We start from the raw sequence: 14,950 nt of genomic DNA on the forward strand, positions 1-14,950 counted from the left end.
TCGTCTACATGCGCACCACGCGCGGCCCCAAGCGGGTGGACGTGATCTACCGCCGGGTCGACGACGACTTCCTCGACCCTTCGGTGTTCCGGCCCACCTCCACGCTCGGCTGCGAAGGCCTGCTCAGCGTGTACCGCAGCGGCAACGTGGCCATCTGCAACGCGGTGGGCACCGGCGTGGCCGACGACAAGTCGATCTACCCCTATGTGCCCAAGATGATCGAGTTCTACCTGGGCCAGAAGCCGATCCTGAACAACGTGCCCACCTTCATGGGGCGCGACGCCGAAGACCTCAAGTACATGATGGCCAACATGAAGGACCTGGTGGTCAAGGAAGTGCACGGCGCCGGTGGTTACGGCATGCTGGTCGGCCCGGCCTCCACCAAGGCCGAGATCGAAGACTTTCGCAAGGCCGTGCAGGCCAACCCCAGCGGCTACATCGCCCAGCCCACGCTCTCGCTGTCCACCTGCCCCACCTATGTGCAGAGCGGGGTGGCGCCACGCCACATCGACCTGCGCCCGTTCGTGCTGAGCGGCAAGACGGTGCAGATGGTGCCCGGTGGCCTCACTCGCGTGGCGCTGAAGGATGGCTCTTTGGTCGTCAACTCTTCCCAAGGCGGGGGCACCAAAGACACCTGGGTTCTTGAAGACTGAAGACCGACCGATCAAGGGAACACAACATGCTGTCACGCACCGCCGACCACCTCTTCTGGATGTCCCGCTACACCGAGCGCGCCGAGAACACCGCCCGCATGCTCGACGTCAACTACCAGACCTCGCTGCTGCCGCAGTCCGCCGCCGTGGCGCAGGTGGGCTGGGAGGGGCTGCTCGTCATCAGCGAACTCATGCCCGCCTACAACAAGAAGTACGGCCAGGCCATCACGCCGCGCAATGTGCTCGACTTCATGGTGCGCGACGAGTCCAACCCGTCGAGCATCGCCACCTGTCTGAAGGCTGCGCGGGAAAACGCCCGTGCCGTGCGCGGCGCGCTCACCACCGAATTCTGGGAAACACAGAACCAGACCTGGCTGGAGCTCAGCCGCGTGCTCAAGGGCAAGGAGTTCGAGCGCGACCCGAGCCAGTTTTTTGAATGGGTCAAGTTCCGTTCGCACCTCTCGCGCGGCGTGGCCATCGGCACCATGCTGCAAGACGAGGCGTTCCACTTCTACCGCATGGGCACCTTTCTGGAGCGCGCCGACAACACCGCGCGCCTGCTCGATGTGAAGTTCCACGCGGTGCACAGCGACTTCTTCGGCAACGCCAGCGAGCTCGATCAGGAGTACGACTTCTACCACTGGAGCGCCATCCTGCGCAGCGTGAGCGGCTTCGAGGTCTACCGCAAGGTTTACCGCGACGTGATCTCGCCTGAGCGCGTGGCGGAGTTGCTGATCCTGCGCGCCGACATGCCGCGCAGCCTGGCCGCCAGCTTGAACGAAGTGGTCAGCAACCTCACCGTGGTCTCCAACGACCTGTCGGCCGAAACCCTGCGCCGCGCCGGCAAGCTCAAAGCCGACCTGCAATATGCCCGCATCGACGAGATCCTGGCCACCGGCCTGCACGCTTTCCTCACGCAGTTCCTCGACCGGGTGAACGAGCTGGGCGGGCGCATCAGCAAGGACTTTCTGGTGCCGGCGGGCTAAAGGGCGTCAAGCTCAAACGACAAAAGGCCAGCCTCGTGCTGGCCTTCGTCATTGCATCGGGCTCAGGTTCGACGTACGCCACCCGGCGTACATACGCCCCCGACGCTCCTCCCTAGCATCCAGTTGTCCGCTGAGCCACGCCCGAAGAGGGCAGCCGGCGGCGCCAACACCAACCCCTCACGGGACCTCGGAAACACTGGAGAAGCGCCATGTCCAATCACCACAACTCACGCCGTTTCACCCTCAAGACCCTGTCGGCCGCTGCCGTGGTCGCCACACTCGGTGGCCTCTCAAGCCTGCCGGTTCACGCCCAGGAGACCATCAAGGTCGGTGTGCTGCACAGCCTCTCGGGCACCATGGCCATTTCGGAAACCGTGCTCAAGGACACGGTGCTGATGGCCATTGACGAGATCAACGCCAAGGGTGGCCTGCTGGGCAAGAAGCTCGAACCCGTCGTCGTTGACCCGGCCTCCAACTGGCCGCTGTTCGCTGAAAAAACCAAGCAGCTGCTGACACAGGACAAGGCCGCCGTGATCTTCGGCTGCTGGACCTCGGTGTCGCGCAAGTCGGTGCTGCCGGTGGTGGAAGAGGCCAACGGCCTGCTGTTCTACCCCGTGCAATACGAAGGTGAAGAGCTGAGCAAGAACGTGTTCTACACCGGTGCCGCACCCAACCAGCAGGCCATCCCCGCGGTGGAATACCTGATGAGCAAGGACGGCGGTTCGGCCAAGCGCTGGGTGCTGCTGGGCACCGATTACGTGTATCCCCGCACGACCAACAAGATCCTGCGAGCCTTCCTGAAAGCCAAGGGCGTGGCCGATGCCGACATCATGGAGGAGTACACCCCCTTCGGTCACGCCGACTACCAGACCATCATCGCCAAGATCAAGAAGTTCTCGTCCGAAGGCAAGAAGACGGCCGTGGTCTCCACCATCAACGGTGACTCCAACGTGCCGTTCTACAAAGAGCTGGGCAACGCCGGCCTGTCCGCCAAGGACGTGCCCGTGGTCGCCTTCTCGGTGGGCGAAGAAGAGCTGCGCGGTGTGGACACCAAGCCGCTGGTGGGCCACCTGGCCGCCTGGAACTACTTCATGAGCGTGAAGAGCCCGACCAACGCCGAGTTCACCAAGAAGTGGGCCGCCTACGCCAAGGCCAAGGGCATCGCCGGCCACAAGGACAAGCCGCTGACCAACGACCCGATGGAAGCCACCTACATCGGCGTGAACATGTGGGCGCAGGCCGTGACCAAGGCCAAGTCCACCGACACCGACAAGGTGATCGCGGCCATGGCCGGCCAGACCTACAAGGCACCGGGTGGCTTCACCAGCACCATGGACAAGGAAAACCACCACCTGCACAAGCCGGTGTTCATCGGCGAGATCAAGGCCGACGGTCAGTTCAACGTGGTGTGGAAAACGCCTGGCCCGGTGGTCGCCGATCCATGGAGCGACTTCATTGCCGAGAACAAGGGCAAGAAAAATGTGCCCGAAATGAAGAAGTAAAGGAGCACCCCCCTGCGCCGCTGACGCGGCTTCCCCCCTCTCTGGCGCGCCTGCGGCGCTGGGAGGGGGGACGGCATCTGGGGCCGGCGAAGCCGGACCCTCGATGCCCCTGGGTGGCGGGCCTGCGCGCCACTGTGATCGCTTTTGTCGGCTGAGGATTTCACATGAAGATTCGTTGGCTCCGTTGGTTGGGGCTGTGTTTGGCGATATGGATGGGCGCAAGCGCGGCCCACGCCCTCACACCCGCCGACGCACTGGCCCTGGTGGACGGCGACACCGATGTGCGCATCGACACACTGAACAAGCTCGCCGCCGAACCCGACGAGAAAGCCTCCGCCCTCATCAAGGCCATGGCTGCAGAGGCCGTGCGCGTGCAGGGCGAACGCGTTTTCATCGTGGTGGACGAGGGCGCCGTGGACGCCGTGACTGGCGAAAAACTGCCGTTGCCCGACGACGCGGGCGACGTGATGATCAACAACCGCCTGCGCAGTGCCATGGAAAGTGCGCTGGCCGGCATGGAGCTGGTGGGTGCACCACCCGAACGACAACGCGAAGCCGCGCGCACCCTGCAGCGCAGCGCCTTCGAAGAACCCGACATCAGCCAGCTCGCGCTGATCGACAAGGCGCTGGCCGGTGAACTCGACGCGCAGGCACGCCAGAGCCTCGAACTGGCGCAGGCCGCCGTGTTGCTCGCCAGTGAAGACCCGGCCCAGCGCCTGGCCGCGGCACAAAAACTGGGCGAGGCCCAACAGCCCATCGTGCGCCCGCTGCTGCTGCAACAGATGGAGAAAGAAACCAGCCGCGAGGTGAAGGCCGCACTGGCCAATTCGCTCAAGGGCATCGACCGCATGCTGGCCGTGGGCAATACGCTGGCGCAAGCCTTCACCGGCATCAGCCTCGGCTCCATCCTGCTGCTGGCCGCCTTGGGCCTGGCCATCACCTACGGGCTCATGGGCGTGATCAACATGGCCCACGGCGAGCTGATCATGATCGGCGCCTACGCCACCTGGCTGGTGCAGGTCTTCTTTCGCGAGTCGTTGCCCGAGTACTTCGACTGGTACCTGCTCGCGGCCTTGCCGATCGCCTTCACTGCCTCGGCGCTGGTGGGCGCGGCCATGGAGCGCACGGTGATCCGTTTCCTCTACGGCCGCCCGCTGGAAACGCTGCTGGCCACCTGGGGCATCAGCCTGGTGCTGATGCAGGCGGTGCGCAGCCTCTTCGGCGCGCAGAACGTGGGCGTGGAAAACCCGAGCTGGATGAGCGGCGGCATCACCCTGCTGGGCAACCTGAACCTGCCGTGGAACCGCATCATCATCATCGGCTTCGCGGTGGCCGTGCTGGTGGGCGTGACGCTCATGATCACCAAAACGCGGCTGGGCCTGTTCGTACGCGGCGTGACGCAGAACCGGCCGATTGCTTCGTGCATGGGCGTGAACACCGCGCGCATCGACACCTACGCGTTTGCACTGGGCTCGGGCATCGCGGGCATGGCAGGCTGCGCGCTCAGCCAGATCGGCAACGTCGGCCCCGACCTTGGCCAGAGCTACATCGTGGACTCGTTCATGGTGGTGGTGCTCGGCGGCGTGGGCCAGATCGCCGGCACGGTGTACGCCGCGCTGGGGCTGGGCATGCTCAACAAGTTCATTGAAGGCTGGGCCGGCGCCGTGCTGGCCAAGATCGCGGTGCTGGTCTTCATCATCATCTTCATTCAGAAGAGGCCTCAAGGGATTTTCGCGATGAAGGGCCGGAGCGCTGAAGCATGAGCACCACACCCACCATCCCTGTCAACGTGCCGCTGCCCCAGCCCGGCCCCCTGCTCACCCGCACCGGGTGGAGCGCCTTCGTGGTCGCCTTGTTGGTGGTGTGCGCCGTGGCGCCACTGCTCAACCTGTTCGTGCCCGCGGGCAGCGCCTTCCACCTGAGCGACTACATGGTCGGCCTGCTGGGCAAGATCATGTGTTACGCCATCTGCGCACTGGCCATGGATCTGATCTGGGGCTACACCGGCATCCTGAGCCTGGGCCACGGCCTGTTCTTCGCACTGGGGGGCTACGTGATGGGCATGTACCTCATGCGCCAGATCGGACTGGACGGCAACTACAAGAGCGAGTTGCCCGACTTCATGGTGTTCCTCGACTGGAAGGAACTGCCCTGGCACTGGGCCCTGAGTGACAGCTTCATGGCCACCTTGCTGCTCATCGTGCTGGTGCCCGGTGTGGTGGCCTTCGTGTTCGGCTACTTCGCGTTCCGTTCGCGCATCAAGGGTGTGTATTTCTCCATCATCACGCAGGCCCTCACCTTCGCTGCGTTGTTGCTGTTCTTCCGCAACGAAACCGGCTTTGGTGGCAACAACGGCTTCACTGATTTCAAGCGCATCCTGGGCATTCCCCTGGCCACGCCGAGCATGCGCATGACGCTGTTCATCATCACCGGCCTCACGCTGCTGGGCTTCTTTTTGTGGGCGCGCTGGTTGGTCAACAGCAAGTTTGGCCGCGTGCTGCAGGCCGTGCGCGACGCCGAGAGCCGCGTCATGTTCTGCGGCTACAACCCGCTGCCCTACAAGCTCACCATCTGGACCATCTCGGCGGTGATGTGCGGCATTGCCGGTGCGCTGTACGTGCCGCAGGTCGGCATCATCAACCCCGGCGAGATGAGCACGGCCAACAGCATCGAGATCGCGATCTGGGCCGCGGTGGGTGGCCGCGCCACGCTGATCGGCCCCATCGTTGGCGCCTTCATCGTCAACGGCGCCAAGAGCTGGCTCACCGTGAGCTTTCCCGAGTACTGGCTGTATTTCCTGGGCGTGCTGTTCATCGTGGTCACGCTCTTCATGCCGCAAGGCGTGGTGGGCCTGGTGAAGAAGCTTCGCGGCGCAAAGGGAGAACGCGCATGACACCCGACCTGATGGAAGAGGGCGCGCGCCGCCTGGAGAAGATCGCCTCTGCTGGTCTGGCCGGCAACACCGAATCGGGTGGCCGCGCTGCGGGCTTCTCGCGGCTCGTCACCCCCGGCGAGGTGGACACCGCGCACGGCCGCATCCTGTACCTGGAGGGCGTGAACGTCAGCTTCGACGGCTTCAAGGCCATCAACAACCTGAGCCTGGACATCGCGCCCGGCGAACTGCGCTGCATCATCGGCCCCAACGGCGCGGGCAAGACCACGATGATGGACATCATCACCGGCAAGACCAAACCCGACTCGGGCCACGTGTTCTTTGGCAGCACCATCGACCTGTTGCGCTACCGCGAAGCCGAGATCGCGGCCATGGGCATCGGGCGCAAGTTTCAGAAGCCCACGGTGTTCGAGCACCTCAGCGTGTTCGAGAACCTGGAGCTGGCCCTGGCCACCGACAAGGGCGTGCACCGCTCCATGGTGTTCCGTCTCACCGGGCAGGAGAAAGACCGCCTGGGCGAAGTGCTGCAGACCATCCACCTCACCGACAGCGCCGCCCGCCAGGCCGGCAACCTGAGCCACGGGCAAAAGCAGTGGCTGGAGATCGGCATGCTGCTGATGCAGGACCCCAAGCTCTTGCTGCTGGACGAACCGGTGGCCGGCATGACCGACGAGGAAACCGAGCGCACCGCGCAGCTGTTCTTGACGCTCAAGGGCAAGCACTCGCTGATGGTGGTGGAGCACGACATGAGCTTCATCCGCACGATTTCGGAGAAGGTCACTGTCCTTTGTGATGGGGCTGTGTTGGCTGAAGGGACGCTGGACGAAGTTCAGGCGGATGAGCGCGTGATCGAGGTTTACCTTGGGCGCTGATCTCGCTTCTTCGTTGGGTTTGTGCTTTCGTTGCAGGCCGGGTCTCGGCCCGGCGGCCGACTCACTTTCTTTTGCTTCGCCAAAAGAAAGTAAGCAAAGAAAAGGCGAGCCGAATTCGCTGGCCCTTCGGGCACGCTGCGTTGCTCGGATCGCCCGGGGTGCGCACAAACTTGTCTGCTACGCAGCCTTCGGACATGTGCGCCCCTTGTCCGGGCGCTCCTGCGCTACTCGCCAGCGAATGACGGCAGGGGGAGCCCTCACCCCGACCCTCTCCCGGAGGGAGAGGGAGCAAGACATGCCAGCCGGAGAGGAAGTCCGATCCCGATCCCGCTTGCTGCCGTGTGGCCGGGCTGAGCCGCGCAGGGGCGCGGGGATCAGAGGTCCGCATGGCCGAAGGCCGCGCAGCGGACAAGTTTGCGGACCTCCCCCGCGACACGAGCAGCGCAAGGAAGCCCGCAGGGCCCCGGACTTCGGCTCGCCTTTTCTTTGCTTACTTTCTTTTGGCGAAGCAAAAGAAAGTGAGTCGGCCGCCGGGCCGAGACCCGGCCTGCCACGACAGCAAAAGCACAACTTCAAAGAGGACAAGAAATGAGCCTGCTGGAAGTCAAAGACATCAACCAGTACTACGGCGGCAGCCACATCCTGCGCAACGTCAACCTCACCGCAGAGCTGGGGAAAGTCACCGTGGTGCTGGGCCGCAACGGCGTGGGCAAGACCACGCTCCTGAAATCGCTCATGGGCCTGGTGCCCATCAAGAGCGGCAGCATCACGCTCGATGGCGTGCCCATTGCCGGCGCCACGCCGTATGAGCGCGCCCGAATGGGCATGGGCTTTGTGCCGCAAGGCCGCGAGATCTTCGGGCGCCTCACCGTGCAGGAAAACCTGCTCATGGGCCTGGCCTACAAAAAAGGCAACACGCCCATTCCTCCCGAGCTGTTTGAACTGTTCCCCGTGCTCAAGCAGATGCTCGGCCGCCGCGGTGGCGACCTCTCGGGCGGGCAGCAACAGCAACTCGCCATTGCGCGGGCGCTTGCGGCGGGGCCAAAGCTGTTGATCCTGGACGAGCCCACCGAAGGCATTCAGCCCAACATCATCAAGGACATCGGCCGCGTCATCCGCATGCTGGCCGACCGCGGCAACATGGCCATCGTGCTGGTGGAGCAGTACTACGACTTCGCCGAAGCCCTGGCCGACCGCTACGTGGTCATGGAGCGCGGTGAAGTGATTGCGAGCGGCCCCGGCAGCGAGATGCAGGCCAAGGGCGTGCGCCAGCTCGTCGCGATCTGAGGCCGCCGGGCTTCAGGCTTTGGCGGTTTGAGCGGCATGGCCGCTTGAAGGTGCATGCCCCGCCCACTGGTCGAGCAGATGCAGGCAGGCCTGGGCCACCGGCTCGGCCTCCCGCCCCAGGTGCATGAGCACGTCAAACAGGTTCTTCAGGGCTTCCTCCAGCGCCGCAACCGGCATGCCCGGCTTCAGCTTGTGGCCGTTCTCTTGTGCAAACGCGAGCAGCCAGTCGCCATCGCTCGCACCCAGACCGATGCAGCCGAAGCGTTTGCCCTCGTCCAGCAGCTGAGCGAGCAGGCTGAAGGGCACCCATCCGGGGCCGAAACGCGCTTGCGTGCGCGCCAGGGCGTGCAGGCCATCTCGGGTCAGGCCCTTGAGCTTCAAAGGGTCGTTGAACACCGTCAGCCCCATTTCAGCGCCGACCCGCATCAGGTGCGCAGGAGGGCACTGGTTCCACACCTCGTTCACCAGGCAGTGGTTCAGGTGGGCGGTGGCGTGCAGATGCTGCAGCGGGCGCAGCAGGCGTGAGAGACCGGGCTGCGTGGCCATGCAACTGCGAACCACGCCCGGCAACCAGACCGTGGGATCGACTTGTGCGTCCAGCATGGTGTGCAGCGCCAGCATCGGGCTCAGATCGAACGAGGGCAGCAGCAGCAGGTCAAACACCGTGTGTTGCGGCGACGGGCTCGACGGGTGGCCGTGGTGCCCGGAGCGCTCTGGCGCCATCCACTCCAGCACATCGGCCCACGCGTCGTCGCGCTTGTCGAGGGTCTGCACGATGCGGTGGATCTGCGCCAGCACCAGGCAGGGGTGGCGGCGGCTGGGGCGCAGCAGCGGCAGCCGCGCGGCGTGCGTGTACTGGTAGAGCATCTGGCGGCGCAGGCGGTGTGCGGCGCCAGCCTCCAGAAAGGTGCAGAGGTGGAGCACGCGCTCGAGCGTGGCGTGGCCGAGCGGGGTGAGCAGCCAGTGGTCGTCGCAGGTCATGTTGCCCACGCACACCAGCGCCGGATGCTGGTGCGAGAACCACACCAGAGCTTCGTCGTCTTTGGGCGGCATTTCAACCGCGCGTGCCAGCCCCGCCGTGGGCGACTGTTCCAAGGCGAGCAGACCCAGGTCGCCAATCAGTTGCTCCAGGCCGCGGGGGTCCGGGTCTTGCTCCAGCCGCTGCAAGCGCTTGGCCACGTGCGCCGGTATGAGTTCGTCGAGGCGGGTATGCAACAACTCACGCGCCTGCCGCTGCGCGCTGGGCAGCTCCAGCGACGGCCCCGAGAGCGGCAGCAGTTGCAACACGTGCGACAGCCAGAACGGCAGTGGCGCAGCTTCCGAGGCCAGGTTGTCGACCAACTGGACCACCAGCTTCACCGGGTCGCGCGGCACCACGCAGGTCCAGGCCGACACCAGGGCATGCGCCACACGGTCGTGGTTGGCGTAGTGCACACGCAGCGCGTGCGACATGTGCTCGAGCACCGTCTCTTCCACCGTGTGATGCTGCGCCCGCGCAATGTGAAGGATCTGCACGAAGGACTCGTGGAACCGACCCGGCAGCTGGGTGTCCGCATCGTCGAGGGGGATCAGCTGCAACTCGTCCAGCGCCTGCAGCAACAGCCCCTGCGCCTGACTGGGCGTGATGTCGTGACGCGTGGCGGCGCGGATCTCCGTGCGCAGCAGCGGCTGGGCCGGTGCGGAACTGCGGAGGGCTTGAATCCGTTGAGTGGGGGAGGCAGTAGAGCGCATGGCGGGTGGCAGGAAAAAATGGAAGGGACGTCCATCGTCTTCTGCCAGATGCGCCGTGTGAATCCGCTCGCCAGCCCATGGCGCCAGGGAGCGGGCCTGGACAGGGATACCGAAATACTGAAAATCCCGACAGAATCGTGGTGTGCTCACCGCGACTGGCTGAACTTGAGGAGGCAATTGCAATGGCAGTCCATCTGGACCACTGGCTCGTTCCATCCAAAGACAGGGTTGCAGCAGCCCGGTTGCTCGCAGGATTGTTGGGCGTGCCCTGGGCGGAGCAAGGCCCCGTGGGTCCGTTCTCACCGGTGTACGTCAACGACGGACTCACGCTGGATTTCGACCAGTGGAGCGAGCCCGTTCCCGCGCAGCACTACTGCTTCAGGGTCGACTCCGTGGACTTCGATGCCATCCTGGAGCGCATCAAGGCTGCAGGCATTCCGTATCGCAGTCGCCCGCATGGACCCGACGACCACACGGTCAATCCCGCGTTTGGCGGCAAGCTCGTGTACTGGAACCAGCCCGACGGCCACGTGTGGGAATTGCTCACCGTCAGCTATGAGCGGCAAGCCCGCGAAGGGATTTGAATGGCGATGCCGGCTCGTGAGCCGGCCTCACCGCCCCAGTTGAACCAGCGCCGCCTGCAAGCCCGACAGACCACCCACGCGCTGGTCGTTGATGAAGATCTGCGGCATCTGCCGCACCGACGGCCCGCACTTCTCGTAGAACGCGAGACGCTCTGTCTCGTCATCGATCTTGATCTCTTCAAACCCGAGCGAGCGGGACTTGAGCAGCATCTTGGCCGACTCGCATTGCGGGCAGGCGGACTTGGAATAGATGGTGATTTTGGGTTGCATGGGGGGAGTTTACGGGGGGGGGTGAGCCCGGTCGGCATTCCCCAACGCCAACCCCCTCACTCCGCCGTGATCTTCCGTTCCTTGATGATCGCGCCAAACCGCTGCGAATCATCCGCACCGCGTTTGCCGAACTCGGCCGGCGTCAGCGCCAGTGCTTCGCCACCCAGCGCAGTGACGCGGTCTTTCACGGCGGCGGTGGCCAGGATCTTGTTGATCTCGGTGTTGAGCTTCGTGATCACGGCCGATGGCGTGCCGGCGGGCGCGTAGAAGCCGAACACCGAGTCGGCGTCAAAGCCTTTCAGGCCGGCTTCGTCCAGCGTGGGCACGTCGGGGAACAGGGGGGAGCGCTTCATGCTGCCCACGGCCAGCAGTTTGGTGCGGCCGGCCTTGGCGTGTGAGAGGCCGATGCCCGGATCGAAGTAGTAGTCGATCTGGTTGCCCATGAGGTCGGTGAGCGCGGGGGCGGCGCCGCGGTAGGGCACGTGCACCGCAAACAGGCCGGCCTGGCTCTTGAACATTTCACCAGCCAGGTGGGGCGAGCTGCCATTGCCGGCTGAGCCATACACAAGGCGGCCGGGGTTGGCCTTGATGAGCTTGATGAGGTCCTGCACGTTGTTGGCTTCCAGCGTGGGCTTGCCCATGAGGTACACCAGCACGCGCGCGGCCGAGGCCACGGGGACCAGGTCTTTCGCCGGGTCAAAGGGCATGCGGGGGTAGATGTGCGGGTTCACCGACACCATGCCGCCCGAGCCCATGAGCAGCGTGTAGCCGTCGGCCGGTGCCTTGGCCACCGCGTCACCGGCGATGTTGCCGTTGGCGCCCGCGCGGTTCTCCACCACCACGGGTTGGCCCAAGGCGGCGGCCAGCGGTGTGGACACCAGGCGTGCGATCTGGTCGGCAGCACCACCGGGCGGGAAGCCCACCACGACTTTGAGCGGCTTGTCGGGCCAGGCTTGCGCCAGCGCGGCAGGCGCGGCGGCCAGGGCCATGAGGCCCAGGGTGGCGGCGCCGGCCAGGTGCCAGCGGCGGGAAAGCTGGGTGGTGGTGCGGGTCATGTCTGTCTCCTTGTAGGTATTGGCAAATCAACGGTGAATGGAAAAGCTCAGTGTGGCCTTCAGTGTGGCGCAATGGCCTTCACTTTCAATCGGGGGTTGTGCTGCCATCGGATCGGCTGGGCCTTCACCGGGCGCGCGGGTGCGCCGTGTTGCTGCAGGGCCAGGTCCAGGGCTTTTCCGGCTTCGTCGCTCAGCGCGGCGGTGCGGGCTGCGGCCACGGCGCGGCAGCGGTGTGCTGCGCTGGTGGGGTCGCTGAGCGCGGGCAGGGCGAGGTGTTCGATGATGTGCAGCAGGTTGTCCTTGCCGCGTTCGTTGGTGCTGCCGTAGCCTTTGATGAGCCGGCCACACAGCGCCACCTCGTGGCCCAGCTGCCAGTGGATGGAGGTGAGCTGCACCACGGCGGCGAGCCAGCGGTCGATGAGGGCCTGCTCGGCCTGGAAGCGGCTGCCCATGGGGCGCAGGCGTTTGGTGGCGGCCAGGCCGCGCAAGGCGAGCATGCCCAGCACCGAGTGCGTGCCGATCTTCAGCGGCAAAGCCCACGGCGCTTTGCCGGCGGCCACGCGCTTGCGGTCCCAAGCCAGCACGCGCTGCGCCATGGCGGTGGGCAGCATGGCGGCGAACTCGGGCGCGCCGGGCTTGAAGTGGTCGTACACGCGCAGCAGGTCGTCGTTGCCGGCCTTGGTTTCGCTGCGCACGCGGGCCTGGCGGCTGGCGCGGCTTTTGAGGTCGGCCACCAGCACGATGTCGTCGAACGCCATCCACAGCGCGACCCAGCGCGCCATCTCCACGGTGGTGCCCCAGCCGTGCTCACCTTGTGGGTCGGTGCGCTTCTCGGCTTCGAGCACGCGCCGCAGCCGCGCTGCGTAAAGGGTGCCGTAGGCGGCGTTCTGGTATTCACACACCCGGGCATGGCCCAGCGCCATGAGTGGGTGCACTTCGGATGGGAACTCGCGCGCCAGCGCGGCGGGCAGTTGCGGCCCGGAAGGGGCGGGCTCGGGTGCGAGCACCTGCTCCACATACGCAGCCTGGGCACGTTGGGCCTGTACCGCGTCAAACGCGAGCGCGAAGCCGCGCAGGCTGGCTTTGGCGCTGGCGCCGCCGGTGCCGATGACGGCTTCAAAGTCCTGCCGCGCGAAGGGCAGCAGGCCGCTGCCGGCAATGGCGCCCAGCATCACCGCGCTCACCACGGTACCGGCTTGCTTCGTGAGCGCGGCCATGTCGAGCACGTGACGCGCACGGCTGTGGGTGTTCACCAGGTTGATCAACTCGGTGGCATCGCGCCGGCCGTCGCCCATCACCATCTTCTCGCCAGTGGTCAATGCCCGGGCCGACGACGTGATCACCAGCGTGTGCGAATCCGAGGCCAGACCGTTGGTGATCTGGCGGCCGGTCTCCAACAGCTCTGAAGACACCAGCGCATCCAGTCGGCCTGGCAGCGGGTTCAGGCCAAACACCGGCTTGCGCCCCCCCAGCTGTGCCATGGGCACCGGAAACACTTCCATGTAGTAGGTGGTGGCCCCCGTGCGCTGCGCCACGCCGGGGATGGAGGTGGCCTGCGCCGCGTAGCCCGCGTGGCGCGCGGCCTCCACCAGCCAGTCGGTGAGAATGCCGCCGCCTTCGCCGCCGAGGGCGCAGAGCAGCAGGGAGATGGGTTGTTGGTTGTTGGTCATGGGGTCTCCCGCCGGGCCGCCCCAAGGGAGGACCGAGCCCCCTCGGGGGGCAGCGAATACACGAAGTGAGGAGCGTGGGGGCACATGTCTATCAGGCCGGCTGGAGGAGTCGAACGACGCTGCCACGCAGCGAATGGATCAGGCGCTCGTGCCACCTGGGGTTCTGCACCACCTCGGCTCGGTAGAACGAAGGGCACAGCGTGGCCGCGTGCGCGTTGGCGCCGCACAGGCCGCAGCCCACGCAGCCGTCGATGACGGTGGCCACCGGGTCGACCTTGAGCGGATCGGGGTTGTCCTTCAAGGTGAGCGTGGGGCAGCCCGAGAGGCGGATGCACGCGTGGTCGCCATTGCACACGTCCTCGTCCACGCCGTATTTCACGCGCACCACCCGCTCGCCCTTCTTCAGCAGATTGGCGATCCACGGCTTGATGCGACGCTGGCGCTCCAGCTGGCATTCACCCTCGGCCACGATCACCTTGAGCCCTTGAAACGGCGTGCCGAAGGCCTCGGTGAGTGTGGCGCGCATGGTGTCCACTTCGTAGGTGTTCACGGTGCGCATCCACTTCACGCCCAGGCCCTTGAGCGTGGTCTCGATGGTCTGGTTGGTGTGGGCGAGACTGGCCTGTTTGTCGGTGGCGTTGTCCTTGGCCTCGTCATCGGGGGTGGAGATGATGTCCTGCGTGCCGGTGGCCGAGGTGTAGCCGTTCTTGAAGATCAGCAACACCGCGTCGTCGCCGTTGAAGAGCGCACTCTGCACGCCGGTGAGCAGGCCGTTGTGCCAGAAGCCGCCGTCACCCATCACCGACAACACACGCCGCTTCATCACCGGCGATACGCCCGCGCGGCTGGCCAGACTCATGCCGTAGCCCAGGATGGAGTGGCCGAAGGAGAACGGCTCGAAGGTGGCGAGCGCGTGACAGCCGATGTCGCCCGCAATGTGCACCGGTCCCGTGTCCTGCTGCGCGAGCTTGAGCGCGGAGAACACCGGCCGCTCCGGGCAACCGATGCACATGCCGGGCGGGCGCGCTGGCAGCGGGGCCGAGAGCTGCTGCACCGACTCGGCGCGGCGCGTCTGGTTGCCCTGCAGCCAGGCGCGGGCAGTCTCGGTCACTGCCTGCGTGGCGGGGTCTTGCAGGTAACGGCCCACAAACTTGGCCAGGCCGTTGGCCATGACCTCGGCCGTGTACTCGCCCGCGTTGGGCAGCATGTCCTTGCCGTGCAGCGGGGTCTGGATGTCCAACCGGCGCAGCAGCGTGGCGAGCTCCTGCTCGATGTACTCGGGCTGGCCTTCTTCGAGCAGCAGCACCGCGCGCTTGCCCAGGCAGAAGTTGGTGAGTTGCTCGGGCACCAGAGGGCAGGTGACGTTGAGCACCAGCATGGGGATGGCGGTCTGCCCGAAGGCATCGGCCAGGCCGAACTGCTGCAGCGCGCGGATCAGCGTGTTGTA

The 14,950-nt window shown here is 65.6% G+C and carries 13 protein-coding genes; 8 read left to right on the forward strand and 5 right to left on the reverse strand.

The window, feature by feature from the left end:
* The 7 genes from IV113_RS24770 to urtE form a co-directional block, all read left to right on the forward strand.
* A partial coding sequence (locus tag IV113_RS24770; protein ID WP_291090902.1) for a circularly permuted type 2 ATP-grasp protein occupies positions 1-653 on the forward strand: 653 nt, incomplete at its 5' end.
* 26 nt (positions 654-679) lie between these two features.
* Positions 680-1,639, forward strand: coding sequence for an alpha-E domain-containing protein (locus IV113_RS24775; protein WP_291090904.1), 960 nt, complete (start codon positions 680-682; stop codon positions 1,637-1,639).
* A 209-nt stretch (positions 1,640-1,848) separates the two neighbouring features.
* Complete coding sequence (gene urtA / locus IV113_RS24780; protein ID WP_291090906.1) at positions 1,849-3,141, forward strand: urea ABC transporter substrate-binding protein; 1,293 nt, start codon at positions 1,849-1,851, stop codon at positions 3,139-3,141.
* Between the two features lie 212 nt (positions 3,142-3,353).
* Positions 3,354-4,904, forward strand: coding sequence for an urea ABC transporter permease subunit UrtB (gene urtB / locus IV113_RS24785; RefSeq protein ID WP_291090908.1), 1,551 nt, complete (start codon positions 3,354-3,356; stop codon positions 4,902-4,904).
* On the forward strand, positions 4,901-6,034 hold the full coding sequence (urtC, locus tag IV113_RS24790) for an urea ABC transporter permease subunit UrtC (protein ID WP_291090910.1): 1,134 nt from the start codon (positions 4,901-4,903) through the stop codon (positions 6,032-6,034). The genes urtB and urtC overlap by 4 nt, the downstream gene beginning before the upstream one ends.
* On the forward strand, positions 6,031-6,906 hold the full coding sequence (urtD, locus tag IV113_RS24795) for an urea ABC transporter ATP-binding protein UrtD (RefSeq protein WP_291090911.1): 876 nt from the start codon (positions 6,031-6,033) through the stop codon (positions 6,904-6,906). Before urtC ends, urtD begins: the two co-directional genes overlap by 4 nt.
* A gap of 594 nt (positions 6,907-7,500) precedes the next feature.
* On the forward strand, positions 7,501-8,193 hold the full coding sequence (gene urtE / locus IV113_RS24800) for an urea ABC transporter ATP-binding subunit UrtE (RefSeq protein ID WP_291090924.1): 693 nt from the start codon (positions 7,501-7,503) through the stop codon (positions 8,191-8,193).
* A 12-nt stretch (positions 8,194-8,205) separates the two neighbouring features.
* Here urtE and IV113_RS24805 read toward each other — a convergent pair whose 3' ends face one another.
* Positions 8,206-9,924 (reverse strand): hypothetical protein, encoded by a 1,719-nt coding sequence (locus IV113_RS24805; protein ID WP_291090913.1) that lies wholly within the window; start codon positions 9,922-9,924, stop codon positions 8,206-8,208.
* Between the two features lie 182 nt (positions 9,925-10,106).
* Between IV113_RS24805 and IV113_RS24810 the strand changes: the two genes are divergently transcribed.
* Positions 10,107-10,508, forward strand: a complete 402-nt coding sequence (locus IV113_RS24810; protein ID WP_291090915.1) for a VOC family protein — start codon at positions 10,107-10,109, stop codon at positions 10,506-10,508.
* A gap of 27 nt (positions 10,509-10,535) precedes the next feature.
* Here the strand turns inward: IV113_RS24810 and IV113_RS24815 are convergent, their stop codons facing one another.
* The 4 genes from IV113_RS24815 to IV113_RS24830 form a co-directional block, all read right to left on the reverse strand.
* Entirely contained in the window at positions 10,536-10,778 is a 243-nt protein-coding gene (locus tag IV113_RS24815) for a glutaredoxin domain-containing protein (RefSeq protein WP_291090917.1), read from the reverse strand.
* A 56-nt stretch (positions 10,779-10,834) separates the two neighbouring features.
* Entirely contained in the window at positions 10,835-11,833 is a 999-nt protein-coding gene (locus IV113_RS24820) for a tripartite tricarboxylate transporter substrate binding protein (RefSeq protein ID WP_291090919.1), read from the reverse strand.
* 59 nt (positions 11,834-11,892) lie between these two features.
* Positions 11,893-13,503: an indolepyruvate oxidoreductase subunit beta family protein gene (locus IV113_RS24825; protein ID WP_291090920.1), complete on the reverse strand. Its 1,611-nt coding sequence runs from the start codon at positions 13,501-13,503 to the stop codon at positions 11,893-11,895.
* A gap of 91 nt (positions 13,504-13,594) precedes the next feature.
* A partial coding sequence (locus tag IV113_RS24830) for a thiamine pyrophosphate-dependent enzyme (protein ID WP_291090922.1) occupies positions 13,595-14,950 on the reverse strand: 1,356 nt, incomplete at its 5' end.

Origin of the sequence: Hydrogenophaga sp., from assembly GCF_018780385.1 — a bacterium.
In the GTDB taxonomy this organism is placed as follows: domain Bacteria; phylum Pseudomonadota; class Gammaproteobacteria; order Burkholderiales; family Burkholderiaceae_C; genus Hydrogenophaga.

Excerpts from the sequence above, each read along its gene's own strand:
- IV113_RS24775 (WP_291090904.1), top strand. The coding sequence starts at position 680 with ATGCTGTCACGCACCGCCGACCACCTCTTCTGGATGTCCCGCTACACC.
- urtA (WP_291090906.1), top strand. The coding sequence starts at position 1,849 with ATGTCCAATCACCACAACTCACGCCGTTTCACCCTCAAGACCCTGTCG.
- urtB (WP_291090908.1), top strand. The coding sequence starts at position 3,354 with ATGGGCGCAAGCGCGGCCCACGCCCTCACACCCGCCGACGCACTGGCC.
- urtC (WP_291090910.1), top strand. The coding sequence starts at position 4,901 with ATGAGCACCACACCCACCATCCCTGTCAACGTGCCGCTGCCCCAGCCC.
- urtD (WP_291090911.1), top strand. The coding sequence starts at position 6,031 with ATGACACCCGACCTGATGGAAGAGGGCGCGCGCCGCCTGGAGAAGATC.
- IV113_RS24805 (WP_291090913.1), bottom strand. The coding sequence starts at position 9,924 with ATGCGCTCTACTGCCTCCCCCACTCAACGGATTCAAGCCCTCCGCAGT.
- IV113_RS24810 (WP_291090915.1), top strand. The coding sequence starts at position 10,107 with ATGGCAGTCCATCTGGACCACTGGCTCGTTCCATCCAAAGACAGGGTT.
- IV113_RS24815 (WP_291090917.1), bottom strand. The coding sequence starts at position 10,778 with ATGCAACCCAAAATCACCATCTATTCCAAGTCCGCCTGCCCGCAATGC.
- IV113_RS24820 (WP_291090919.1), bottom strand. The coding sequence starts at position 11,833 with ATGACCCGCACCACCACCCAGCTTTCCCGCCGCTGGCACCTGGCCGGC.
- IV113_RS24825 (WP_291090920.1), bottom strand. The coding sequence starts at position 13,503 with ATGACCAACAACCAACAACCCATCTCCCTGCTGCTCTGCGCCCTCGGC.